Source organism: Paenibacillus sp. FSL H7-0703 (assembly GCF_038003485.1).
In the GTDB taxonomy this organism is placed as follows: domain Bacteria; phylum Bacillota; class Bacilli; order Paenibacillales; family Paenibacillaceae; genus Paenibacillus; species Paenibacillus polymyxa_B.
Map to the genome: position 1 here is coordinate 1,512,551 of NZ_JBBOPF010000001.1, position 25,240 is coordinate 1,537,790.

Annotated in this window: 24 protein-coding genes and 1 pseudogene; 2 read left to right on the forward strand and 23 right to left on the reverse strand. The window is 42.6% G+C overall.

Features of this window, described 5'->3' with window-relative positions:
* Window positions 1-28 precede the first annotated feature (28 nt).
* The 5 genes from sufU to MHB46_RS06295 form a co-directional block, all read right to left on the reverse strand.
* On the reverse strand, window positions 29-451 hold the full coding sequence (sufU, locus tag MHB46_RS06275; RefSeq protein WP_013309555.1) for a Fe-S cluster assembly sulfur transfer protein SufU: 423 nt from the start codon (window positions 449-451) through the stop codon (window positions 29-31).
* Window positions 441-1,664 (reverse strand): cysteine desulfurase, encoded by a 1,224-nt coding sequence (locus tag MHB46_RS06280; RefSeq protein ID WP_165176023.1) that lies wholly within the window; start codon window positions 1,662-1,664, stop codon window positions 441-443. Before MHB46_RS06280 ends, sufU begins: the two co-directional genes overlap by 11 nt.
* Window positions 1,661-2,965: a Fe-S cluster assembly protein SufD gene (gene sufD / locus MHB46_RS06285; RefSeq protein WP_025719242.1), complete on the reverse strand. Its 1,305-nt coding sequence runs from the start codon at window positions 2,963-2,965 to the stop codon at window positions 1,661-1,663. The genes MHB46_RS06280 and sufD overlap by 4 nt, the downstream gene beginning before the upstream one ends.
* A gap of 23 nt (window positions 2,966-2,988) precedes the next feature.
* Complete coding sequence (sufC, locus tag MHB46_RS06290) at window positions 2,989-3,771, reverse strand: Fe-S cluster assembly ATPase SufC (RefSeq protein ID WP_061831684.1); 783 nt, start codon at window positions 3,769-3,771, stop codon at window positions 2,989-2,991.
* Window positions 3,772-4,217: 446 nt separating this feature from the next.
* A complete protein-coding gene (locus MHB46_RS06295; protein WP_013309551.1) occupies window positions 4,218-4,688 on the reverse strand; it encodes a Dps family protein in 471 nt (156 codons plus the stop codon).
* Between the two features lie 313 nt (window positions 4,689-5,001).
* On the opposite strand from MHB46_RS06295, the gene mtnK reads away from it, so the two are divergent.
* Together mtnK and mtnA are read left to right on the forward strand one after the other, a co-directional pair.
* A complete protein-coding gene (gene mtnK, locus MHB46_RS06300; RefSeq protein ID WP_341161864.1) occupies window positions 5,002-6,225 on the forward strand; it encodes an S-methyl-5-thioribose kinase in 1,224 nt (407 codons plus the stop codon).
* Window positions 6,226-6,230: 5 nt separating this feature from the next.
* The gene (gene mtnA, locus MHB46_RS06305) at window positions 6,231-7,340 is read left to right on the forward strand and encodes an S-methyl-5-thioribose-1-phosphate isomerase (RefSeq protein ID WP_341161865.1); all 1,110 of its coding nucleotides are present in this window, start codon (window positions 6,231-6,233) and stop codon (window positions 7,338-7,340) included.
* A gap of 151 nt (window positions 7,341-7,491) precedes the next feature.
* On the opposite strand, the gene MHB46_RS06310 is transcribed toward mtnA, so the two are convergent.
* The 18 genes and pseudogenes from MHB46_RS06310 to MHB46_RS06395 form a co-directional block, all read right to left on the reverse strand.
* Window positions 7,492-7,794 (reverse strand): YunC family protein, encoded by a 303-nt coding sequence (locus MHB46_RS06310; RefSeq protein ID WP_061831876.1) that lies wholly within the window; start codon window positions 7,792-7,794, stop codon window positions 7,492-7,494.
* Window positions 7,795-7,987: 193 nt separating this feature from the next.
* A pseudogene (locus MHB46_RS06315) lies at window positions 7,988-8,535 on the reverse strand (RNA 2'-phosphotransferase).
* Between the two features lie 632 nt (window positions 8,536-9,167).
* Window positions 9,168-9,359, reverse strand: a complete 192-nt coding sequence (locus MHB46_RS06320) for a hypothetical protein (RefSeq protein WP_155729773.1) — start codon at window positions 9,357-9,359, stop codon at window positions 9,168-9,170.
* A 100-nt stretch (window positions 9,360-9,459) separates the two neighbouring features.
* A complete protein-coding gene (locus tag MHB46_RS06325; RefSeq protein ID WP_341161866.1) occupies window positions 9,460-10,239 on the reverse strand; it encodes a hypothetical protein in 780 nt (259 codons plus the stop codon).
* Between the two features lie 714 nt (window positions 10,240-10,953).
* Entirely contained in the window at window positions 10,954-11,442 is a 489-nt protein-coding gene (locus MHB46_RS06330; protein WP_250267935.1) for a hypothetical protein, read from the reverse strand.
* Window positions 11,443-11,692: 250 nt separating this feature from the next.
* Window positions 11,693-12,784: a WXG100 family type VII secretion target gene (locus MHB46_RS06335; RefSeq protein WP_445667584.1), complete on the reverse strand. Its 1,092-nt coding sequence runs from the start codon at window positions 12,782-12,784 to the stop codon at window positions 11,693-11,695.
* 274 nt (window positions 12,785-13,058) lie between these two features.
* Window positions 13,059-13,604 (reverse strand): RNA 2'-phosphotransferase, encoded by a 546-nt coding sequence (locus MHB46_RS06340; RefSeq protein WP_341163689.1) that lies wholly within the window; start codon window positions 13,602-13,604, stop codon window positions 13,059-13,061.
* A 33-nt stretch (window positions 13,605-13,637) separates the two neighbouring features.
* Window positions 13,638-13,838 carry a hypothetical protein gene (locus MHB46_RS06345; protein ID WP_028542918.1) on the reverse strand — a complete coding sequence of 67 codons (201 nt, stop codon included), beginning with the start codon at window positions 13,836-13,838 and terminating at the stop codon, window positions 13,638-13,640.
* 177 nt (window positions 13,839-14,015) lie between these two features.
* Window positions 14,016-14,561 carry a hypothetical protein gene (locus MHB46_RS06350; RefSeq protein WP_341161868.1) on the reverse strand — a complete coding sequence of 182 codons (546 nt, stop codon included), beginning with the start codon at window positions 14,559-14,561 and terminating at the stop codon, window positions 14,016-14,018.
* A 366-nt stretch (window positions 14,562-14,927) separates the two neighbouring features.
* Entirely contained in the window at window positions 14,928-16,301 is a 1,374-nt protein-coding gene (locus tag MHB46_RS06355; RefSeq protein ID WP_341161869.1) for a helix-turn-helix transcriptional regulator, read from the reverse strand.
* Between the two features lie 428 nt (window positions 16,302-16,729).
* On the reverse strand, window positions 16,730-18,055 hold the full coding sequence (locus tag MHB46_RS06360) for a helix-turn-helix domain-containing protein (RefSeq protein WP_445667608.1): 1,326 nt from the start codon (window positions 18,053-18,055) through the stop codon (window positions 16,730-16,732).
* 222 nt (window positions 18,056-18,277) lie between these two features.
* On the reverse strand, window positions 18,278-18,733 hold the full coding sequence (locus MHB46_RS06365; RefSeq protein WP_341161871.1) for a GNAT family N-acetyltransferase: 456 nt from the start codon (window positions 18,731-18,733) through the stop codon (window positions 18,278-18,280).
* 82 nt (window positions 18,734-18,815) lie between these two features.
* Window positions 18,816-19,490 (reverse strand): VOC family protein, encoded by a 675-nt coding sequence (locus tag MHB46_RS06370; protein ID WP_341161872.1) that lies wholly within the window; start codon window positions 19,488-19,490, stop codon window positions 18,816-18,818.
* Window positions 19,491-19,585: 95 nt separating this feature from the next.
* Window positions 19,586-20,110, reverse strand: coding sequence for a hypothetical protein (locus tag MHB46_RS06375; RefSeq protein WP_341161873.1), 525 nt, complete (start codon window positions 20,108-20,110; stop codon window positions 19,586-19,588).
* A 237-nt stretch (window positions 20,111-20,347) separates the two neighbouring features.
* Window positions 20,348-21,523, reverse strand: a complete 1,176-nt coding sequence (locus MHB46_RS06380) for an MFS transporter (protein WP_341161874.1) — start codon at window positions 21,521-21,523, stop codon at window positions 20,348-20,350.
* Window positions 21,524-21,599: 76 nt separating this feature from the next.
* The gene (locus tag MHB46_RS06385) at window positions 21,600-21,911 is read right to left on the reverse strand and encodes an ArsR/SmtB family transcription factor (RefSeq protein ID WP_023987858.1); all 312 of its coding nucleotides are present in this window, start codon (window positions 21,909-21,911) and stop codon (window positions 21,600-21,602) included.
* 130 nt (window positions 21,912-22,041) lie between these two features.
* A complete protein-coding gene (locus MHB46_RS06390; protein WP_341161875.1) occupies window positions 22,042-24,090 on the reverse strand; it encodes an iron ABC transporter permease in 2,049 nt (682 codons plus the stop codon).
* Window positions 24,087-25,082: an ABC transporter substrate-binding protein gene (locus tag MHB46_RS06395; RefSeq protein WP_341161876.1), complete on the reverse strand. Its 996-nt coding sequence runs from the start codon at window positions 25,080-25,082 to the stop codon at window positions 24,087-24,089. The genes MHB46_RS06390 and MHB46_RS06395 overlap by 4 nt, the downstream gene beginning before the upstream one ends.
* Window positions 25,083-25,240: the final 158 nt, after the last annotated feature.

Consider the following 25,240-nt stretch of genomic DNA (forward strand, 5'->3'; position numbering starts at 1 on the left):
TTCTCAAACCTCCTCTGTTCTATTTAAATTATTTATCTTCATCAATCCCTTTGCGCAGCGCGTTCCAAGCCAATGTCGCACATTTGATGCGGGCCGGGAACTTATTTACGCCTGACAAAGCTTCCAATTCTTCATAATCATCAAATTCGACGGCTTCTCCCTTCATTAAAGAAGAGAAGCGGCTCGCCATATCCAGTGCCTGATCAATCGTTTTTCCTTTGACTGCTTCTGTCATCATCGAAGCTGAGGACATACTAATCGAGCAGCCTTCGCCAGTAAAACGGGCATCTTCGACCACGCCGTCTTTCGTTTTGAGTTGAAGGGAAATTCGGTCACCACACGTAGGATTATTCAAATCCACCGTAACGGCATCGTCCTCAAAACGTCCGCGATTGCGCGGATTTTTATAATGATCCATAATCACGCGTCGGTACAAGTCATCAAGTTGCATCGCCAAAATACTCCTTTGTTTGGATTAAGGCGCTGACCAGAGCGTCGACTTCTTCTTCCGTGTTATAGAGATAAAAGCTAGCACGTGCAGTTGCACTGGCTTTCAGCCAGCGCATTAACGGCTGGCAGCAATGATGCCCCGCACGTATAGCTACCCCTTTGCTATCCAGTACAGTAGCTACATCATGCGGATGCACATCATCCAGGTTAAAGGTTACGAGCCCGACATGACGTTCTGCAGGTCCGTAAATCGTCAATCCCTCCACTTCACGGAGACGTTTGAGGGCATAGTTGGACAGACGGCTTTCATGCTGCGCAATGGCGTCCAGTCCGATGCTTTCCAGAAAATCAATGGCAGCTCCCAAGCCAACAGCTCCGGCGATAATCGGAGTTCCACCTTCGAATTTCCAAGGCAGCTCCTTCCATGTGGATTCATACAATCCCACATCGTCGATCATTTCCCCGCCGAACTCAATGGGCTCCATATCCTCCAGCAGCGCCTTCTTGCCGTACAGTGCTCCGATCCCAGTAGGAGCACACATTTTGTGACCCGAAAAGGCATAAAAGTCAGCATCGATGTCTTGCACGTCTACTTTCATATGTGGTGTGCTTTGTGCACCGTCTATAACGATGACTGCGCCTTTGCGATGGGCAATAGCTGCAATCTCTTTGACAGGGTTCACAACACCAAGCACATTGGAGACATGCGCAATCGCTACAATTTTCGTGTTCTCTGTAATGGTATTCTCCACATCAGCAAGATCAACGCTACCATCCTCTTGAAGTGGAATATATTTCAAAGTCGCGCCTGTGGCTTTGGCTACCTGTTGCCACGGAATCAGATTACTGTGATGCTCCATTTGTGTGATGACAATTTCATCACCTGCCTGGCAATTAGCCCTGCCATAGGAAGAAGCGACCAGATTCAGCGCCGTTGTTGTTCCTCTTGTAAAAATAATTTCCTGACTGCGCTTTGCATTCAGAAAGCGGGCTACCTTCTCCCGCGCACCTTCATAAGCATCCGTTGCGCGGCTACCCAAGGTATGCACACCACGGTGAACATTTGAATTATCATATTCGTAGTAATGCTTGATCGCCTCGATGACCGCCAGCGGTTTTTGCGAAGTGGCCGCATTATCCAAATAAACCAGCGGATGACCGTTAATCTCCTGATGTAAAATCGGGAACTGTTCACGGATCAATGCAGTATTCATTGGCCTAACTTCCTTTCAACAAGGCTTTGCAGCTGATGTTGAAGTCCTTCAAGCGGAATTTCAGATACGACAGGTGCCAAGAAGCCATAAATAATCAGACGTTCAGCTTCTGCACGGCTAATCCCGCGGGACATCAAGTAATACACTTGTTCACGGTTTACCTGACCAACCGATGCTGCGTGACCTGCCGTTACATCATCTTCATCAATCAGCAGGATCGGGTTAGCGTCACCACGCGCTTTCGGGCTGAGCATCAGAACACGTTCTGTTTGCTGACCGTCTGCTTTGGTAGCACCTTTTTCAATTTTTGTAATTCCGTTAATGATGGAAGACGCTTCTTCACGCATTACTGCGCGCGTAATCATCTGACTGGCGGAATTTTTACCAAAATGCTGTGCTTGTGTCGTATAGTTCAGCTTTTGTGAGCCGGAACCTACAGCAATGATCTTGGCATCCGAATTGGAGCCATTGCCTTTGAGCACGGACATGGTATTGCTTGCTGTATTACCGTTGTTCATTTCGCCCACAATCCATTCGATAGCTGCGTCATTTCCCAACGTGGCACGACGAATCGAAATATCCGTTACTTGCTCCCCAAACTGATGAACTGTCGCATAACGTACTTTAGCTCCTGCATTTGCAACAACTTCTACCGCACCGTTATGAAGAACAGGTGCCGCCAAATCCGCAGATACATAGTTGTCTACGTACGTCACGGAACTGTGGCTTTCAACAATGAGCAGCACATGCGGTGCAAATGTTGCAGTCGCATCGTCCGTCAGGAATACAGCTTGAAGCGGAACGTTCAGTTCTACATTTTTAGGCACATAAGCAAATACTCCACCGTTCCAGAGTGCTGCATGCAATGCAGACAATGAATTTTCTTCAGCCTTAATAACTGTGTTCAGATGAGCTTTAACCAAATCAGCATGCTCTTTAACCGCTGTTTGTAAATCCGTGAAAATGACGCCTTGCGCCGCCAATTCCTCGCTCAGCTTCACATATACCGCGCCGGAGTTGCGCTGAATAATCAGACCGCCCTCCTGTTGCTCTTTGACCAGATCAGCAATGGCTGCAGGAACCTGCCCTACCGATGCAATGACCTCGCTCTGTTTATGTTGACCGTAATCGTTTAATTTCCAACGTTCGATTTTTGTTTTTTCAAATACCGGAAGCTCCAGTTTGCCTGCAAGCTCAAGTGCTTTTTGTCTGTCTTCGGCCAGCCAAGATGGTTCGCCGTTACGTTCGGACAGAACACGCAGTTGCTCGGAATCTACCGGAAGGATTGTTTGTGTAGTCATTAGTTTTCCTCCTCGCTTCCGGCTTACGCCTCTTGTCCTACAGTTTCATCAACGATACCCAGCTCTTCCTTGATCCAATCGTAACCGTCCGCTTCCAGACGCTCAGCAAGCTCAGGACCACCGGATTTAACAATACGTCCTTGCATCATCACATGTACATAATCTGGTTTAACGTAGTTTAACAGACGTTGGTAGTGAGTAATCACGAGGAAGCCACGGTCTTCGGAACGCATAGCGTTGACACCGCTAGCCACGATTCTCAAAGCATCGATATCCAGACCGGAGTCGATCTCATCAAGAATGACAATTTTCGGATCAATCATCATCATTTGCAAAATTTCATTCCGTTTTTTCTCACCACCAGAGAAGCCTTCGTTCAGGTAACGGTGAGCAAACTCAGGGTTCATTTCAAGCTCTTTCATTTTGCTTTCCATTTGACGGATAAACTTAATCAGGGAGATTTCTTGTCCTTCTTCACGGCGAGCGTTGATTGCACTACGCAAAAAGTCAGAGTTCGTTACCCCTGCAATTTCACTCGGATACTGCATCGCCAAGAACAATCCTGCACGTGCACGCTCATCCACTTCCATATCCAGCACGTCTTCTCCATCCAAAGTTACTTTACCATCTGTGACTTCATATTTAGGATGACCCATCAAAGCAGACGCAAGTGTACTTTTACCCGTACCGTTAGGACCCATGATGGCATGGATTTCTCCGCCCTTCATTTCGAGGTTAATACCTTTCAAAATTTCCTTGCCTTCAATGGTCGCCTTGAGACCTTCAATCTTAAAGTTTGTAGCCATATTCGCAATACCCTCCAAAAAATGTAGTGTGGTGTCGAAATCAGAAAGTATATTTAAACAGGGGAGCCCCCTGATTTCAAGTAATATTTAAAAATTTATTTATAATCATTCTAAACTGATTCTCAATGATTCTCAAGTTATTTTATAATAAATATCTTGAAGGGTGCAACCAACAGACACACGTTATCCAACTTTCTTCATAAAATGTTCACCCTACCAGGCACACAAATAGCAAAATTCATCCTGTGGTTGTTCATATAATTATAAATTTGTACAAAAAACATGGGATGCATGATCTCTTTCCAGCCATAAAAACGCTACTGACAGCATGACGTCAGTAGCGTTTTACATGTAGAGAGTTTATTTCAGAGCGTAACCCCATCACCATGACAGTGGAATTAAATTCACCGAACTAGGCATTGAGTGATGGAGCGAAATTCGGCCAATTAGCCCAAGTAAGAGCGAAGCATCCACATATGTTTCTCCAGATCCGCTTTATAACCAATCAGCAAATCTGCAGTTGGCTGGTCGGAATTGCTTTCCGCCAGTTCGATACCTTCCTGAAACTCCTCGCATACAGTTGCAAAATCCTCGATCAAGGTTTGTACCATCTTAGGTGCATCTTCGTTGCCGGTTGCTTCCTGAATCGACGACAGCTCCAGGTATTCCTTCAACGTTGCGGAAGGAGAACCTTTCAACGCGAGCAAACGCTCGGCGATCTCATCCATTTTCAATGTCACTTCATTGTATAACTCTTCAAATTTAACATGGAGTGTGTAGAAACTAGAGCCTTTCACATACCAGTGATAGTTATGAATTTTTACATATAACACATTGAGGTTAGCGACTTGACGGTTTAAAAGTTCCTCCACCGATTTGGTTTGCGTATTTTTCGAGTTACTTGTTGTTTTAGCCATCATAAATCCCTTCCTTTTTCATCAAATTGATTTTCAGGAACGTTTACGTATCCATCACCGTCATTGCTGACGGTAAGACGCCAGCGGGCATCCTAATATCACCTGCCGGACGTCTGTTTCATATTTACCCTCTCTATACGGAGACGAAACAAAAAAAGAGTACTCCTTTCTTCCTCTTTTAATCCCCATAAAAAAAATGTACAAAACTTCAATGATTTTCGTTATACTTTCTCTATCCTATCAAAATACTTGGTTTAATATTGTGATATTTTTCAAACTATTTACATGCGCACATTTTATGGAGGTGACTTCGTTGTCCCAATATCATCCTTTAACGACTGAAGAAGCAATCGAATTCGTGAAGAACATCCCCGGATTTTTTAGTCAGGAAGCCCGTCTGGAATGCCGAGAAATCGGTGATGGTAACTTAAATCTGGTTTTTCATATTACAGATTCTGAATCTAACAAGAGTATCATTGCCAAGCAGGCACTTCCCTATGTAAAAATTGTGGGTGAATCCTGGCCGCTTTCACTGGATCGTGCCCGTATTGAACGTGAGGCACTTCAGCAGGAACACCACATTTGCCCCGAATTGGTTCCTGCGGTACTGGCGTATGACGATGAGCTTGCGTTGACCGTGATGGAGGATCTTAGCTCACACACCATCATGCGCAAGGGACTAATAGAAGGAAACACCTATCCATATTTCGCTAATCATATTGGGGAGTTTCTGGCACGCACGCTCTTCTTCACCTCAGATTTGGGCATGAATCAGCAGGATAAAAAAGACCTGGTTAAACGCTTTATCAACCCGGATCTCTGCAAAATAACTGAAGATCTGATTCTGGATGAACCGTATCGGTTCTCAGATAATAACAACTATGGTGCCTACATCGAAGACGAAGCACAGGCACTACGTACAGATCAAGTGCTTCACTTGGAAGTGGCTTTGCTGCGAGAAAAGTTTTTGACACGAACCGAAGCGCTTCTGCACGGTGACCTTCATACTGGCAGCATTTTCGTAACGACCGAATCGACTAAAGTCATTGACCCTGAATTTGCCTACTACGGCCCTATGGGCTTTGATATCGGAGCGGTGATCGCCAATCTGCTGTTGAACTACGCAGCTCAGCCCGGATGGACCTCTGGCGAGAAAGCTCTAAAGGAAAGACGTGACTGGCTTCTGGAGACTGCCATTCAGGTATGGGAGCAGTTTGAGGGTAGGTTCCGTAAACTGTGGGACGAGCATGTCACCGATCATATGGCACGTACAGCGGGATATCAGGACTTGTATCTCCAGAAAGTACTGCAAGATACGATTGGTTTTGCAGGGTGCAAAGTGATTCGCCGTATCATCAGCCTGTCGCATGTGGCAGATATCGACACCATTGCCGATCCTGCTATCAAGGAAGCTGCGGAACGTCTGGCGTTATCTATCGGTAAATCCTTGGTTCTTCGCAATCGCGAGCTTCATTCGATTCGGGAACTGGGAGACATTGTTCGGACAGCAACAGCTGCCCAAACTAAAGGAGCTTAATGAATATGAGTGAAAAGAAAGATTCGGCACCCGTAACCTCTGGGAAAGCTGCAGTGTCCAGTCAGGCTCTATCTTCGCTGGTGTGGAAAGGCAACCATTTGTCCATGTTGGATCAACGTCTGCTGCCCGAAACGATTGTCATGCTGGATTTATTCACGGCCGAGGAAGTGTGGGACGGCATCCATGCCATGAAGGTACGCGGTGCGCCTGCCATCGGGATGGCTGCGGCCTACGGCGTTGTGCTAGGAGCTACCGCCTACGACGGCACCGACGCTGCTGAGTGGCTGCAGCATGTAGACGCCGTGTGCGGACATTTGGCTACTTCACGGCCGACTGCAGTGAACCTGTTCTGGGCTCTGGACCGCATGAAGAAGCGGGCCGGGGAACTCATCGTTGAAGCTGGCGGAGGCCAGGTCGAAGACTGGAATGCCGGGCTGGAGCGTGAAGCCATAGCCATTCAGGCAGAGGATGAAGAAGTATGTCGCCAGATCGGCATCCATGCTTTACCTCTGTTCGAGGACGGGATGGGCGTACTCACTCACTGCAATGCAGGCGGATTGGCGACAGCCAAATACGGAACAGCGCTCGCGCCGATGTACCTTGCGCAGGAGAACGGCATCCACCTCAAAGTATTTGCCGACGAAACCCGCCCTGTGCTGCAAGGTGCGCGGCTGACCGCTTTCGAGCTTCAGCAGGCAGGCATTGATGTCACCCTGCTCTGCGACAATATGGCGGGCATGGTGATGTCCAAAGGATGGGTACAGGCCGTCATTGTCGGCACAGATAGAGTCGCCGCTAATGGAGATGTCGCCAACAAAATCGGCACATACAGTCTAGCTGTGCTAGCGAAGGCGCATGGCATTCCTTTTTATGTAGCTTCTCCACTATCTACCATTGATTTGCAGACCGCAACAGGCGCAGATATTCCAATCGAGGAGCGTTCTGCGGAGGAAGTTACCGAAAGCTTTGGTAAAAGGACCGCCCCGCAGGGCATCAAAGTCTACAACCCAGCTTTCGATGTTACACCTCATGAGTACATTACCGCCATCATTACCGAAAAAGGAATTGTGCAAGCACCATTTAGCGAGAACCTGACTAATTTGTTTGCCGATTAATTGTTCTTGCAGGTTATATAGTTCGTATATAAGTCAAATGATTCTACTCGATAGAATAAAACTTTTTATAGAAAAAAACCGGAGCCAAAAAGTCCGGTTTTTTTCGTTTCTTGTTCCTCTACTTTTATACAACATGTGCACATAGGCTTCATTACACCAGTTTCAATAATGCTTCGTATCCTGGCATACCTGGCTTAATCCCCAGTTGCTCCGCTTCTGTCGTCACCGATTCCATCGGCGCTTCCAACAATTCTTTCAGCGTTTTTACCCCCACAGCTCGTGCAGCAAGAATTTTCCGATCCGCCAGCCGCTCATTGAGCAGTCCAACATCCAGTGCACCACACATGATGTAACCACGGGAGTTGGAGATAGTCAGCAGCGTTGTTTTAGGCAGTTTGACTTCGACTCCGATAAATGTATGCTCACCCACTTGTACGGGTTCCATGTGTATCATGGTTATTACATGCACCTCCTCTTTGTTTACCCGGGATATTTTATGCGGCATTTGCGGGTAAGTGTGGACGCTCGTGGATACGTTCAAAATATAGGAGGATTATTTATGTATAGCAAAACATGCTATATCAAAAAGACTAGACGAATCATTCCATCTAGTCCCTTTATCATCGTTAATGTTCTAGGTTTACACTTTATTCAAGCTTCTTTAAGTACTGTGGGGATATAAGGTCGGCAAGCCAAACACCATGATTGGCTTTATAAAACTTTACTTGATTGGCTAATGCCTTTTCTGTGTCTACTTCGAGGATCACTAGTTCCCCACGTCTTTTGCCTGCTAAAATTGCAAACTCAAGGGATTCCGACAGATGTACATACTTTCTACCCATTGGCTTAATTCCTTCATTGAAAATATTATGGATTACCTTTGTGTTTGTACCATGATAGAGAATGGTTGGTGGAGTAGCCTCCTTATAATCTAACCTGTCTGTACTGTGACCATAATTAGCTCTTATGTACCCATTAACAATCTCATATCTTTGCTTTGAACAATAGTTTACTACTTGCTTGATACCCAACTCACTAACATCGGCCCATCTATTCTCTGATCTTATCCCTTGAATCAGGTCTTGAATGTAACAATAACCCTCATGGTCTAGCTCAAACCAAACTGTTCTGGTGTATATCTCAGAATCTTACTCATAAACTTACTGAGGCTCTCTTCTTGTTTTGGTGTTAATATTGTATACTCCTTTAATAAAATATTTGTCTATCTATAATAACCTATCCGATGATTCATAGCGCCTTGTGAAGTAAAGCCCCAAACCTCCGATAAGGAAAGATGTAGCTCCAATTAAAAAAACCTCTTAGACTGTATCTGTTATAAGCCTCCAATATTTTTGCAAGTCCCAGCCCACAATGAAAATAACCGAAAATACCTCTTATCAAATCCATGATAAAAAATTTCTGATTCTTAAATCCCTCCTCTCTAATAGTTGTCCGATGAAAATAAAGATTTAGACTGGATTTGTTGGTCCTAAGCTGATTCTGAATTGCTAAATCGTCAGACTTGGAATAATAAGTTTTAGACTGACCCAAATATAAAACTAGCGGCAGTCAAGGACCTGAAAATAAAGTCCTAGACTGCCGCTGGTTTATTGAACTAACGTTCTCTGTTAGCGTAACAAGTGGTGCAAAATTATTTCATGCGATAAGACTGGCTGTTTTGATAAAGTTTATTTGATACAAGATGAGGTTCTTGTCATCCGCCGTACCGATCCAGCCAGTCGCGCTGCCACGCCTCGAAGGACTTGCCACTTATACTCTGCAGCGGCTTGCCACTGGGGAGCGAGAACATGCCATCCCCGTTGATATCTACAACCGTTTCGGTGCTGCCGATCGGATTGCCGTCAGTAAGAAACACACCGAGGCGATAAATTCTCCCTGAATCGCTAGGCTTCCAATCGCCTTAAATCGTTCTACCTCTATGGTTTTGCCGAAATAATCGGCTGGATCAACGTCTTCCATCAGTCCCCATTCGACCATATCTGGCGTACGGGTCAGCACTTTCCGATGCGACTGTCGAGAATCCTCTCTATCTCTGGATATTCCTCGAATCTTCGTTCGATGAAATGTTGAATAACCGCCCCGTAAAGGGGCGGTTTTCTTATGCTTGCATAAATGCTTCTAACGGTTCCAGAGTCGCGAACGTCTTCTTCGCATCCTTCTTCCGTTGCTCATCATAGAGTTTGGTCAACTCTTCGAATGATTTAGCTTTAATCTTCTTATAACTCGATTTGGTGTATCTGTTTATGTACGTCTTTACCCCTTCCTCTTCACTCCACTCGTAAACGACATCATATTTGTCCCTCAAATTCTTTAAATGAAGTGACCGGCGCAACACTGCAAAGTGTTCTTTAATGGCTTCATCACATTCCTCCATAATCTTCTCGTATGTGCAGCCAACTCGCATCAGAATCTCCAATGCCCGTTCATCGCCGTATCTCGCGAGAAATTCCTTCAACGAAACCAGCGCATATAGCATTATTTGTTCCTTGTCATTTGGATTCCTGTATTCATAACAGCCTACAACCAAATTGCGGTCGGTCATTTCCTCCTTACTGAATTGCATATTAAACAAATACTCGAGTGTCTTTTGCTTCATAACGGTTTCCAACATCTGTTCTTTATCAATCCTGATGCCCGTTGTCACCCACGGAAACGGTAGTTGGCCGTTACTTTCACGCGGTATGCTACCCCTAAGATTCAAAATCGGCATACCCGTAGCCATTGCGTACGACCTGTTATATCCGTCGCCCGCGAATATTTCCTGTTCTTCTTGCATATGTCCTGCCCCTCCTTTTAGTACCAAGTTCCATTCGGCGCGTAGTGCCACCAGTTGTCTGCGAAGTGAATCTCCACTCGATTCCAGCGAATTGCGATCCAAATTATCCTCCGCACTTTCCAGTAATTTCTTGGTTAAGCAATAGTTCTCCGTTCGTATTATGAGCTGTGACCTACGCTTATGGGCTTTGTCACTTCCGCTCTTCCAGTCCCGCTATGTCCATTGTCAGGCAACACTTTTATTTCCATCTCTCCAGGCACTTCATGAAGTCTCCGTTACAATCGGTTAGACGAACCGAGGAATAAGACCCTATAGTAAACTATTGCATATCCATAAAACTACCACTTTTTTGTGTTGGTCTCCTATTAGTTCATCATCGCTGCTTTTCATGAACCCGCGAAGATACTTCTGGGATAAATTGTATCATATGAGAACCATAAGTCCATCTAATGGTTGCGTTATCCTGCCCGTTGGCTAATGCCGGCTGCCATTCTACAACTTTATTTTTCACGGTCTAATGCTTTGTTTTTCAGTCTAACACTTTATTTTCACAGAACAATAGTCTCATTAGACTATTTTGTTCTTCCCATAATTTTAAGAATGTATCATACTTCATAACATTCACGCACCTTCCGTATACTTTACCCATATCGCTAAGTTAGTAGCCTGATTGAAGACTCTCCTGTTTAAACCCGCCTCTTAATTCTTAGGTGCATGCAAATTATCTTCTTTATCAGATAAATTACTATGAAAAAAGCTTGCTCCCATTTTACTGTTAAAGGAGCAAGCTTATAGATATTCATTAATCGTTGTGAATTATATTGATTTAGGATTTTTATAGCACCAGTTTGGATCATAGGGCAGAGATCTGAACTTCTGCATATCTTCCCAACTGTAGACCCAATCGTAATCAGGAATCCAAAAATAGTCAGTAGGATTTAGCTTGAGATATTCATATATAAATCGAAAAATCAGCTCTTCAACACCATAAACATCTTCAATACATCCTACTTGATACAAGGACAAGCTTGAATCTAATCCACTAATATCTTCATCATGCTCATAATTAATTTCGTAATTATCAATTCCGTCAATATAGAATATAAACTGCTGGTTATTTTCAGCACCCAGTGGGTTATAAGATATATTTAGAGTTGTTGAAAAAAACTGTTCGTTCTTATATTTTTTATCATTGTCAAAATATAATCCAGCATCTGCATGAAAGGCAGCTACGATTGCATCTCCCAGTAATTTCTCAGGTGTATATTTTTCTCGTTCTATTAAAATAAAAGCCGAACTTCCCATCACTTAACCACCTTTCTTAATTCCTCTAAGGAATTTACAACAGTTACTCCTAGCTTCTTGATATTATCTAATTTTTCTATATTACTTTGAGATAGATTGCCCAAAGGCTTATCGATATAAAGTATAACTTTCTTCTATTCTGGATTAAAATAAAGCTTATCAGTCGCAATTGTCATTTTCTCAAGTTGTCCTTCTTTAACTGCTTTGATTGAAGCCTTAACCTCAATTAATTCATTTTTTGTAACTACATCTAAATCACCTGCAAATTGACCATCTTCTTTAAAATTTTTTGTCCAAAACCAGTGACTTCCCGTTCTTCTTTTAAAAAGCCAGCTACTTTTGCTTCAGTTGCCTTTCCTACATCTGAGCTATTCATAAAGTTCTCAATATCCCGGTTAATATTTTTGGGATGTTGATCAACCCATGTCAATTCATTGCCAGCAGGGTTTGTATATTTCGTCTTATTTCCTTCCTTAATTATACTCCCTATATTATTATTGTGAGTTCCCTCGATTACATGTGGAGCCTTTTCTGCCTTAGCTCCCGAAGATGGAGTAGAATTAGATGAACCTCCACCTTCTCCTTTCGCCATCTGCCACAATTCCGCTGAGCTCTTCCCTATTCCGCTTGCGCCTTTAACTGCGGTTGTACCTCCATGTGCCGCTAAAGCTGCTGAGCCAATCAATCCAGGTATTCCGATAATACTACCAACTCCCGTGGATGAAACAGCAACTGATAATCCTTCTCCACCTGTTCCAACGATTACCTCACCAGCACCCTGCAAGGTCGTAGCTACGTGGCCGAGAATTTCACCTACTTTAGCAGCCATTGGATGATCATAGTCACGGTCTTTGTCAGGCAGCATCCCCAAGGTTAAATCTTCCTGAATAGCACCTTTCGCTCCCTGAGCAGTATCCCACAGAATTTCTCCTTGAAGCTTGCTAGCTTCCATCTGAGCTTCAGCCTTGGTGATCTCAGCTTGTCCAATCTGTTCAAAAATCTTATGTAACCAACCTTCACCGCTTGATGCCGTTTTAACAGGCACACCATTCCCCGGCACATCCAGTACGACTTTTTCTCCATCCACCTGTGTAAAGTTTTTTGAAATAAAAATGAGTTCTTGTGCAACCGTAGAAAGTCGTTCAAGCGTCACGCCCATGGATTGTCTAGAGACCTGAAAATCTTGAAAAAACCTCTCTCGGGTAGCGCCAGACCAACCTTGTTGGACAAAATCAATTCTTCCATTCAGTAAATTTAACATACGTTCCATTTCGTGTTTACCATGCAAGAACTGGTCAGCCACTTCCATTAGCTTATCAGGCGGAACCAATATTCTCCCCAATTGATCACGTCCATTTTAATTTAGATGGAAATAATCTTATCAGAAGGAGATGTTTAGGGATATCCACCTGTTATCCTGAAATTTCCTTTTATATTTATGTGATAAATGGACTGATATAAACGGATTTACTATGTCAAAAGTATTGTATAAATGCCTGGCAAAGTAAATTATTTGACTTCACTCTTTTGATAGCATCCAATTTTATAGAAATAATAATTCACTAACAGATTCAAGTAATGCAACTGACTTTTTAATATAAACGAAAATATCAGTGTTAAATTTTTTTAAAATATTGTGGAGGCACAAAATCGGCAAGCCAAACACCATTGTTAGCGATATAGAACTTCACATTATTATCCAGCGCTTTTACTGTATCGACTTTAAGAATGACTAATTCACCACGTCTCTTACCTGCCAATGTTGCAAATTCAAGTGTCTCAGATAGATGAACATATTTTCTCCCCATTGGTTTAATTCCCTCGGTAATAATTTTATCAACTACTTTGCTATTTGTTCCGTGATAAAGAGCAGTTGGCGGAATGGATTCTTTGTAATCTAATCTTCCTGTACTGTGCCCGTAGTTCGCTCGTATGTATCCATTTACCATGTGGTATCGCTTCTTTGGACAATTAGTTACGACTTGATCAATTCCTGCTTCTCCTATATCCGACCATCTATTCTCTGATTTAATGGCTGAAATTAAGTCTTGCACGTGGCAATAACCTTCATGATCCAACTTAATTCCAAACTGTTCTGGTGTATGCCTAAGAATTTTACTCATAAATTTACTAAGGCTCTCTTCTTGTTTTGGTGATAACATCATATACTCCTTCTAATGTAATATTTGCTTTATCTAAAGTAACCAATCTGATGATTCATAGCGTCTTGTGAAGTAAAGCACTAATCCCCCGATAAGGAAAAATGTAGCTCCAATTAAAAAACCTCTTAGACTATATCTGCTATAAGCCTCCAATAATACTGCAACTCCCAGCCCACAAGGGAAATACCCGAAAATACCTCTTATCAAAGCCATGATAAAAAACTTACGATTCATACATTTTTCTCCTCGCTAATCGTACTTCATTATATAAAAATGAACAAATTTATTTCATCCATATCCATATATCCTCTTTGTCCCCATTTCACAGCAATCCAAAGTCTCCAACAAGGACTTCCATTCTAAGCCTAAATTAAAAAGACAACAGGTGATACCTGCTGCCTTTACTCACCATTATTCAGCTTCCGTCAACATTTTTAAAATGCCAGTAAATGAGCCGTCAATCGACATAATACCTCCATTAACTTGCTTGCTAAATTGAGACTCTGTAAGTTTATCTTTTCCTGCTGTGTGATTCTTAATGAATTTTATAAGCTCTGCTTTCTGATTTGCAATATCCTTTAATGCTTGTTCGCTTTCTTTTTTATAATTTTTAACTGTTTTATTTAGTTCCACCTTAGCCACGCCGAGCTGCTTCTTTAATTTATCACAATCAGCCTTGGCTTGAGCTATTACCACTTTACTAGATTTATTTTTCACTTCGTTTTTATAGCGCGCAGATGCTTGGTTTAATCTCTGAGCTAGTTCACGAACTTCTGCCCCCAGAACAGCATTAAGTTTTTTTTGTGCAATTTTAATTTCCTTCACACGATCTTTGTAATTCTCAAAGTATATTTTTTCGATTTCACTTGTTGACATTGCTTTTGTAGATGTTGCTGCCAATACTTGTGATGGAATTAAAATAACAAACATTAATAATAGTAGAATAGCTTTCTTCATATGTATCTCCTTCTTTGGTAGTAGTGCAATTATCATAAGGGAAATGAAGGGAATAGGCAATATGCCTTGTTATTTAAATACTACTAACCACATTATATAATCTTCCAATGATCGAATAAGCATTTGACAGATAAAAGTCCAAGCTAAGTCACTTCTAGAAGCTTATTTATATAGAGCAAAACAAACGATATGAAAAAGGCTAGACGTATAATTCCATCTAACCTCTTGATCATAGTTAATTTTCTAGGTCTATTGTGATCTTAAAATTGAGACTATTTTATTCCAACATTCCTCCATATTGTCCAGTTGGATCATAATTACTAATGCTACTGACATAAAACTGGATACTAGGAGGGTGGAATCAACTTACTCTTCATCTTCATTAACCACTTTAATTAGATTTCCGTAGACTGCCCTCGTGTGAGCAGATGCATGTTCTTTAAAATACGTAAACAACCTCATACATCTAATTGCTTGTATTTTATTATTAACTTCAGCGGATCTTTCCAAACAGCTGAACAAAAATGTAAAACCGTCTGAAAACTTCCCTTTACGCAAAAGATAGATTGCTAATTCTCTTGAGAAATCAGTATATCGCTCCGTTATGAAGCGTTGAGTATACAAACCTTCCACTTTTTTTCGATCCAGAAAGGAAATAATTTCTCCTTCAAATTGTATTAAAATATCATCTACATCAAAATGATATCGATTTGCCGCTTCAAGCATATTATCAAGTGCGGGAAGAATTTCATCTTTTTTTGAAGAAATATAAGCTACATAATCAGTTAGAACGCTCTTATCGCCAGAAAGAAGCTTATTTGCATACGTATTTACTACTGCCCAGTCTTCATATTGCCTCTTCCACTTCAAAGCAGTTTCATCTGTAGCGTTCACCCAACTCAAATCGGTGTAAGCATAAGTATGCTGAAGTGCTTGCTCGTAGTCTTTCCTTCCTTCACAAGCTTCTGCCCGAAGTAAATGCGAGAATGCCCAATACGCAAACAAAGGAAATTTGGGTTTCTTCGAATTGTCTTTATTCATATGATGCCGTTTTTGTTCCAAATTGTATTGAATTTTAGCCTTATCTCCAAGAGCTTTAGCGAATAATTCTAATTTGTCCCATTTTCGTAACGAGCGGTATGTATTCGCCAAGTCTTTTAACGCCTCTAACTGATCTATCTCATCTAATCGATCAACGTAAGGCTCAAATTGAATGGCTGCATCATAGTTTTTCTCTTGATCGTCTCCAATACGAATCGTAAACAATCGATACTGGCAAACCGCCAATCGTTCTGAATACTGATACTTTTCCCCTTCTGACACGTTTTCATAAAGGAACGCCGCTGCTTCAGTATTACCTTTTTTAAAAGAATCCTCGGCTACTTCAAAAAGTGAAGGAAGATAAACAGGATTATCTAGCAACATACCTACAACTCTTCGCAAGCAATCAAGTCGTCCTAACTCCACACATCGGTACAAAAAAGGGCTGATTCTTCGCCAGTTGAGCGGTTCTTCTTCAATACATTCATCAATATAACGTTCATAAAAATAATCCGGTGGCAAATTCATACCCATAGTGATACGATCTAGCTGGTGAACAGAAATAGGTCGGTTGCCCGTCACAATGCCACTAACTGTTCCTACATTCAAATCAATAATATGACCAAACTCGGTCATGGTTAAGCTTTTTCGTATCAGATAGGTTTGAACTTCTGCTCTAATCGTAGGTGTGATCTCCATAGATAAACCACCCTTTCAACATAGACTCGGCATATGATACATAATTAAACCATGTAATGAGAAACAGTTAGTAAGAATTACTTTAGCCCATCATTGTCTTTTGGAACAAAGTCATATACCCTTCAGTTGTTTACAACAGCACACATAACATTTTTGCACTTTTTACATATATTTCTCAAAAGAAGATTTCCTCATATTGCTTATATACAGCAAGACGCAATAAAAAGGCTAGACGGATGATTCCGTCTAACCACTTAATAATAGTAATTTTTTAGGTTCTACTGTGCCTTATACTAGAGACTTTTTATTCTTAGATTCCCCCGTGGTGCCCTGTTGGTTCGTATCTAGACCCAAACTCTTGATATTGGAAAGGAGCAACCACTATCGTCATTAATAGAAAGCTAGTCACCAATATGGTTAGAACAATTTTATGCTTCATCTTCCTCCACCTCTTTAATCAAATTTCTATAAGCTGTCTTTGTTTCAGGTGATGCATACTCTTGATAGGACTCATAGAGTCTTACACATTTGATTATATATGATTTATTATTAATAGCTGTAGATTTTTCCAAACAACTCAACAAAAAACGAAACCCTTCTGGATATATCCCTTTATTCAAATAGTATTTTGCTAATTCATTGGAGAAATGAGTAAAACGTTCTAAAATAATTTGTTGAGTATATACGCCTACTCGATTTTGTTCATACAAAAAAGATTGAATTTCTACTTCAAACAATGCAAGTATATGATCTACATTTATATTGTATCGATTAGCCGCCTCGATTATGTTATCTATTGCGGGAAGTATTTCATCTTCCTTCGAAGAAAAATAAGCAACATAATCAGAGAGTACGCTTACATCGCCAGACATAAGCCTATTCACATAAGTATTGGCGTCGGCCCATTCTTTAAATTGATTTTTCCATTTTAAAGTTGTATCATCTTTTTCTTCTACCCAGCTTAAATCGGCATACTTTTGAATATGCTGAAGCGCTGTCTCATAATCTTTATTAGCATCACAAATTTCAGCACGAATTAAATGCGAAAATGCCCAATAAACAAATGGAGGATAAAAAGGCTTCTTTGTTTGCTCACTCTTTGTATGCTGCTGGTCAATTTTATATTGTATTTCAGCTTTATTGCCCAAAGCCGTAGCAAAGTTATTTGCCTTATCCCACTTTCGCAATGAACGACAAGTATTTACTAAATCTCTTAACGCATCTAACTGGTCCGCTTCATCCAAACGTTCCACGTAAGCCTCAAATTGAACAACCGCATCATAATTTTTTTCTTGATTATCTCCTTGCCTCGTTTGGAACAGTCGATATTGGCAAATTGCTAAACGTTCCGAATACTGTTTTTTCTCACTCATAGCTACATTCTCGTACAGAATAGTTGCCGCTTCATAACATTCTTCTTTAAACAGCTCTTCAGCAAGCTCAAATAAGGATTCTGAATAGCCCAACTTATCCATCAAAAGATTGACCACATCATGAATGCAGTCCAGCTTGTTTAATTTCGCACAATTATGTATAAAAGGACTCATTCGACGCCAATTCGGATTAGCCTCTGCTAAATACTCAGACACATAGCGTTCATAGTAATAACCAACGGGATGCCCCATTGCTTTTGTAATTCGGTCTAGCTGATCCACTGAAAGAGTGCGGTTCCCATTAATAATACTGCTCATGGTGCCCGGATTCATTTCTGCCTCTCTAGCTAAATCACTTAGTATTAAATCATTATCTTTCATATGTTTTGTTATCTCTGTGAGTATCGTGGTTGTTGTGTTGTACAAAGTAACCACCCCTTATCAGGAACTTAGTAGGATATCAACTTATTAAAAAAGGACTATTGCAATCCAATGATTGTATAGCCTTTCCGCAATTTATTGTACCATCTTTTGGCACAATATCATATACCTTTCAGAACCTTACTTAAGATACCTTTGAAGGGTTTGCAAAGAAATTAAGCTCTATAAATCCTGAGACATACGAATCATATCTCTACACTGTATGCCATTCTCATAAATTTCTTCTAGATAATTGTGTCTGACAAAGAAATCTAGATCTACACCAACAATTCTGAACCCACATTTTTGGTAGAGAGCTAACTGCCCAATGCTAGAGTTTCCTGTGCCCATTTCCATCGTTTTATAACCTTGTGTCTTGGCTGTTTCAATTGCATGTGTTACTAATTGTCTGCCTATTCCTTTACCATGCATATCTTCTGATACTGCTATATTCACTAACTCAACTGTTTCAGGTCTTGTAGGTAAAAGAACATAGACTCCAACAATATGTTGGTCAATCTCTGCTACAAAACACTGCCCTCTTTTTAAGTATTCCTCAACAAGTTGGTGCGAAGGATCAGCTAGTAACAAGAGTTCTATTGGATATTTTTCATTTGAATTAAGTAGTCTAATATTCATATATTCTCTCCTGTATGTATTATGATCCCCGGATTTCCACCCCATCGTAAGCTTTATTCCAGAAATCCGGGGAAGCTCTAAATCAGTTTGATCTCAACTTATACAGACCATTATGCAGTGAAAGACTGGCAGAGTATGGACCTTCAAACAAGACACTGATGCTGAACACGGTCGGAAGCCTATCATCAGGAAACCAAGGCCGTTGCTTGTCTATGACTATAAATGATCCTTCTACATCCCCTAGCGGCGCGAATTTCTGTCCAGCCCCTCCCCATGAATGAAGTTGGAACGTTTCGGTAATTATTCTAGATACCTCTGGAACATCATCGACCGGAAGACCAATCTCGCTTATACGAAGTATAGAGTTGGGCCCGAAAGCTTCAGTGACTGCGTTGTTGAGTGTATGGTGAGCGATGAACTCGACAAGGTTATGATCTGGATCATAGAAGTAAAGCGCTGTTGCATTCCAGTTTTCGAAAAAAAACTCATCTTCTTGGGGTCTTGAAATCAATGAAATCCCACGGTCGATTATCCACTGTTTTGCTTCTATGAATTTATTCGTTGGAATCGTAACCGCAATATGATAAAATTCATTTTCCATGTGGGAGGATTCCTGAAAAGCAAGAACCGATTCCCCTACTTGAAAAGACAACCGCGAAGGGTTTTCCTCCACAACCTGCAAATCCAAGAGAGAGCCGTAAAAAGCTTTTATCGCTTCGAAACTGTGGGTGCCTAAAAGCACTTCTTTTAATTTCAATGCAATCGTCCTCCTCATAAACAATTGATAAGCCCATTGTCTGTACGTATCCAAATCGGCATTTTGTCTAGGACTGTATAGGACCATTACATTGGTTATTGATTATCCTCTAAATCACTTAGAAGTTTGGCGTTCACATCCAACGCCGCAAATTGAAGTAGTATATCCTGTTCATCCAGAGATTTACTTTTCCCCATTTCTTGATAGAGCTTGGGCTGGTCCCGAAATGCTCTTGCACTTCCAATCAAGTATGCCTTCTGGAGATATTCATGAGCTAATACAGGATTGCTCTGATGAAGAAGTGTTTCCGCCATCTGAATATAAGGTTCAGCATGTATAATCCGGTACCCTGTACCTTCCAAATCTAAAATCTCCTCATTTAAAAGCTCTACTGATCGCTGAGTATGCCCGTTATAATTGAGAATTTGAACGTATTGATGCAAGGTTACACCTGTAATCCCCCATGTATGCTTAGGTTCAGGTATTAGATCCCAGGCCTTCTGTGCTTTTTCCTCAGCTAAGTTGCTATCTAATGGGAGTATATGAGCTGCTTCCTCACCAAGAGCCCAAATTTCCTCTTCCAATTGAGCCTCCAGATCGTGATACATTCGAATATTCATCTATTCCTCCCAGTTAGATAATATAAATTCAACACATAGAGATGTCTACCCCTTCATTGCGATTAGCGAAAACGCTTAATTAAGGATATCACTCCCCAGATGAGCAACGCCAAGATCCCGATAACGATTACGAATGTCATTAAGATCGAAGTCCATACGAAATTCAATCAACATCACCCCATGCATCATTTTATGGTCATCATCTTCTAGAGTACTCTTCTAATATCTCTCCATATTTTAACGCACGTTGACTTCCGTTGCATTCGAATTGAACAATTTTATTTTTATAATCATAGATACGAACGCTAGCAGTGCAAACATCATTCCGCTCCAGATGAGCTGGTGTATTCCCAAGTGAGAGATAAACCAGCCGCCTATAGCAGCTCCCATCGTAATACCTAGATTAGAAAATGAGACAAACAGGCTATTACCAAACTCTGGAGCTTCTTTCGCTTCAGTGGTTAACCATGTTTGACTAATAATAAGCCCCCCGGAATGCACGGCCCCCCAAATGAGCACAACCACAATCATCGGTAGGAAAGAAGCCCCCAGAGCATAAGTGAATACGTAAATGACCATATATAGCAATGGGAACATGATGACGGTCTTGGTCAGATTTTTATGTAATAATCCTCCAAATAAAAAGTTTCCAAAAATCATGACGATTCCAAATACCATCAACATCATACTGATCCATGACCCGTTCATAAGAGTTACTTCTCCAAGATATTCGGCAAAATAGCTATACACCGAAAACATAGCTGCAAAGATAAAAATAACAGTCACAATGTTGAACCACAATTGAGGTTTACGTAATATACCAAGCTGTTTGCCATAAGACATCTTTTCCTGAACAGGCAGGGAAGGAAGCCATACGAGTATTCCCACAAATGCAATCATGCTTACGACAGCTCCAAACAAGAAAGCAGCTTCTAACGATATCTTTTCAGCAAGATAGGAAGTCAAAGGCACGCCAAACGCAAATCCTACTGTAATTCCAGCGAAAACCTTGGTGACGGCTTTACTACTCTTTTCAGGGGGGACAAGATGCGATGCAGTCACGAGAGCGACCGAAAAAAAGACAGGATGAAAAATAGCAGGAAGAACACGAAAAATGAGCATGACCTCAAAATGAGTGGTATAGGCATAGACAATATTAGAAATGACAAAACTGAATACAGCGGTTAATAGAATGACTTTACGATTCATGCCGGAAACGAGTAAGGTCAAGAACGGACCTGAAATGGCAACAACTAAAGAAAAAATACTGACGAGCCAACCAGCCTGGGCAGCTGATACATGGAATTTTTGGGTTACTTGAGGGAGAACGCCTATAATCCCCATTTCCGTTGTAATAATGCCGAATACGCCTAAAGCCAGAATGATAATAAGTAACGGGTTAACCTTTTTCATTTTAAGTATAAGCCTCCAATTTAATTATATATATAGATTTGTAGATATGTTATGTGAAAAAAAACCTCCTTTCAGTTTATAGTTCCTTTTGAACGTACTCGGCAAATTCCCGGATTGTTTTTTCATTCCGACGATAGTACGTCCACTTCCCAATACGCTCAGACTCTAACAAACCGGATTTTTGCATCGTTAATAAATAACTTGAAATCACAGACTGCGCAAGTCCCGCTTTAGCCTGAATATCTCCCACACATACACCAATTTGAAAATTAAGCCCTTGTTTTAGATAAGCCTGTTCATCAAAAAACTCTTCTGGTTTTTTTAACCACAGCATAATTAGACGACGAGTTTCGTTTGACAATGCTTTATAAATCAGTGACGGTTCCATATAAAACATTATATCTATTTTATTAGATTTGTAAATATAAAGTCCAATGATTACGTAGAAAAATAAATAATAAAGGCTGCTTTCCCACGGAAAATCCGTTGGGAAGCAGCCTGTTCAAGTACATATTCAACTACACTGACTTACTCTTATTGGAGCGATACATCAAGTACAGGAAATACGGAGCACCGATCAGTGCGATCAGCAATCCGGAAGGAATTTCGGTCGGCGCAAGCACTGTCCGGCCAATCGTATCAGCCAGCACCAGCATTACCGCTCCCAAGATGCTCGACAGAACGATGGAGCGGCGTACATGGTGCCCGATCAGCGTACGCACGATATGCGGAGCAATCAGCCCGATGAAGCCAACTGTACCCACACAGGCCACCGCTCCGCCCGCCAGCAGCACACCCACTGCCATGGCCAGCAGCCGGGTGCGGCGCACCGGAAGTCCCAGTCCCATCGCGCTGCTATCGTCAAATACCAAAAGATCGAAGCGGCGAGCTAGCCACCAGGCTATTGGCAACAACACGAGCAGAAAGGCCAGAATCGTCATCACCTGCCCCCAGTTTCGAGCGTAGGTACTGCCGGTCAGCCAAATATAGCCTGTGCTGCCCCAAAGCGAGCCTTGGATAATCAGTACCTGGATGCCGGCTGCTCCGATCGCTGATACAGCAATCCCAAGTAGGATGACCACAGACGGGTTTAGGTGCTTGTTCCATGATAAAAAGAAGATCACCGCCGCCGACACCGTCGCTCCGGCAATCGCCGCGATGGGCAGCATATAAACAGGCAGCCCAGGCCAAACGATAATCACTGCAAGCGCACCAAAGCCAGCCCCTGAAGAAACACCAATGATCGAGGCATCCGCTAAGGGATTACGAACAGCTAATTGGATCAAGACACCGCTGACCGCAAGCGCGATACCAGCCCCGGCTGCCACCAGCGTGCGCGGAATTCTAAACTGCAGCAAAGCCGAATTTGCGTTCTCACCGCCGAACAGGCCGGACAACAAATCGCCGACCGGAATTCGCATTCCTCCAAACATCAGGCTGAATACGGTCAACAGCACAGCACCGCCCCCAAGCAACATGACCAGCCTGCCATACGGTAATTTCCGAGAGCGTACACCTATGTTCATTGAAGATTGTCCACTAATACCAGAAGGCAGCTTCATCTTCCACAGAATCAACCAAATTAACCAAGGAGCCCCAATCAAAGCCATCATTGCTCCGGTCGGCAGATCCATGCTTGATTGGTGAACCATTTTCGCCAGCACATCAGCGCCGGTCAACAGTAATGCCCCCCACAGGAAGGAACCAGGCAGCACCCAGCGATGCATTTTTAGACCGCTTAAGCGAACCAAATGCGGAGCTACCAAACCCACAAAACCAATGGGTCCAATGACGCTAACTGTAATGGTTGACAGCAGGACAGCTAATACAATTCCCACCGCCCGGGTCAAGCTAACCTTTTGCCCGAGTGACGTGGATGTGGACTCATCCAGATCCAGAACATCAAACTGCCTTGACAAAAGAACGGCAATGACCGAGAGTCCTACGACCCAGGGCCAGGCGTAAGTCGTCCCGCTCCAGTCGTTTTGCACAAGCGAGCCAGAACCCCAGAGAAACAGTCCCTGGGTTTCAAATGAATAAAAGATATGCAAAGCTCCGGTAAACGAGCCAAGAACCATGGATACAATCAAGCCGGCAAGCGCCAACCGAATTGGACTTCCAGCTCGTCCCCCGCCCATGAAGTAAGCGAGTACCGCTGCAAGCAGGCCGCCGACAGCGGCAAATAGAAACGGCGCCTGGTGCAGCAATCCGGGAAACATCACCGCGCCAAGGACGACCACAAAGTAGGCACCAGCGTTAATTCCTAGTGTATCAGAAGCCGCCAGCGGATTTTTGGTGATGGCCTGGAGCAGAGCACCGGCGATGGCCAGCGCACCACCAGCCAGGATTCCGATGACCGTACGCGGCATCCGGAGATCCCACACCATGTTATGATCAAGCGTATCCTGACGCTGGGTCAACGCCTCAATTACTGTATGCAGCGGGATTGAAGCCTCTCCATAACACAAGCTTACAAAAAAAAGCACGATGAGGACGATCAATCCGCCCCCAAAGATGCTTCCTACACGCCAAGTCTTCGATAAACCCGTTGTGCCTGTTCGGGTCATTTCGTCAGAGCTCCGACTACTTGATCAACCAGTACTTTGGATGAGATTGGGCCGCCGAACGTCCATGTTGTACCATCCAGTGGGTAGGTCCGTTTTTCTTTGACAAAGTTTAGTCCGTTCCATACCGAGTTGTTCTTCATCGCGGCTCCAAATACATCGTCCGTCTTTTGTGTAATATAGATAAAATTACTGTCCTGTACAGCTGGAAGAGCTTCAATGCCAACGGTACTAAATCCGTATTTCTCGGTCTTGTCCGACTTCCAGTCGTTCACCATGCCGATTTTCGCAAGCGTTCCCACTACAACCGAATTTTCTTTGAACATTCGTAGACTGGCAGCATTTTGAGCTGTAAAGGCCTGTGTCAGCGCATAGTGAAAGTCTGCTTTGCCCGCCTTCTCCAATGTAGCCTTTGCATCTACATAGTGCTGGTCAAGTTCGCTTAGGACCTTATCAGCCTGTTCCGTTTTACCGGTAGCTACAGCCACTTGCTTGAAAATTTCGACCATACGGTCGTAATCATAGCCGTTCCCCTTGTAAGGATCGAATTCTATCGTTGGTGCAATTCCTTTAAGCTGCGCATAGATCGCTGCATTGTTATCGGCGTTAGAGATAATAAGATCCGGCTTGAGCGCCGCAATCGCTTCTAGATTCGGTTCGCCCCGTGTGCCGATATCAGTTACGGTATCAGCCAGCTTCGCCTCCGGTGTTACCCACAGCTTGTAGTTTTCATTGTCTGCATTGCCGACCGGCTGTACGCCAAGTGCAATGAGGTCCTCGGTAAACGTCCATTCGAGTACCACGACACGTTCCGCTGGCTTGTCCAGTTTGACTTCCCCGTGGTCGTCCTTAACCGTAACCGGACCAGCCGTTGTGGATGTCTGCTCAGACCCTGCAGTACCTTCCGTCTTCGAGCTATCCCCAGCTGTACCGCAGCCCGCCAATACAATAGTCAAAACTACAAATAATAATAGGCTATTCAACATCTTTTTCATTTCTCTCAATCACCCCTGTATGTATATTGCATTGGAAAATGATAATCATTATCAGTAAAAGATTATAGGGCTTAGTGACTTTTGTCAATACGGATAAATCTAAAATTGAATCGCAAACAGGTTCCGTATATGATAGCTTTATCATTGTTTAAGGGAGG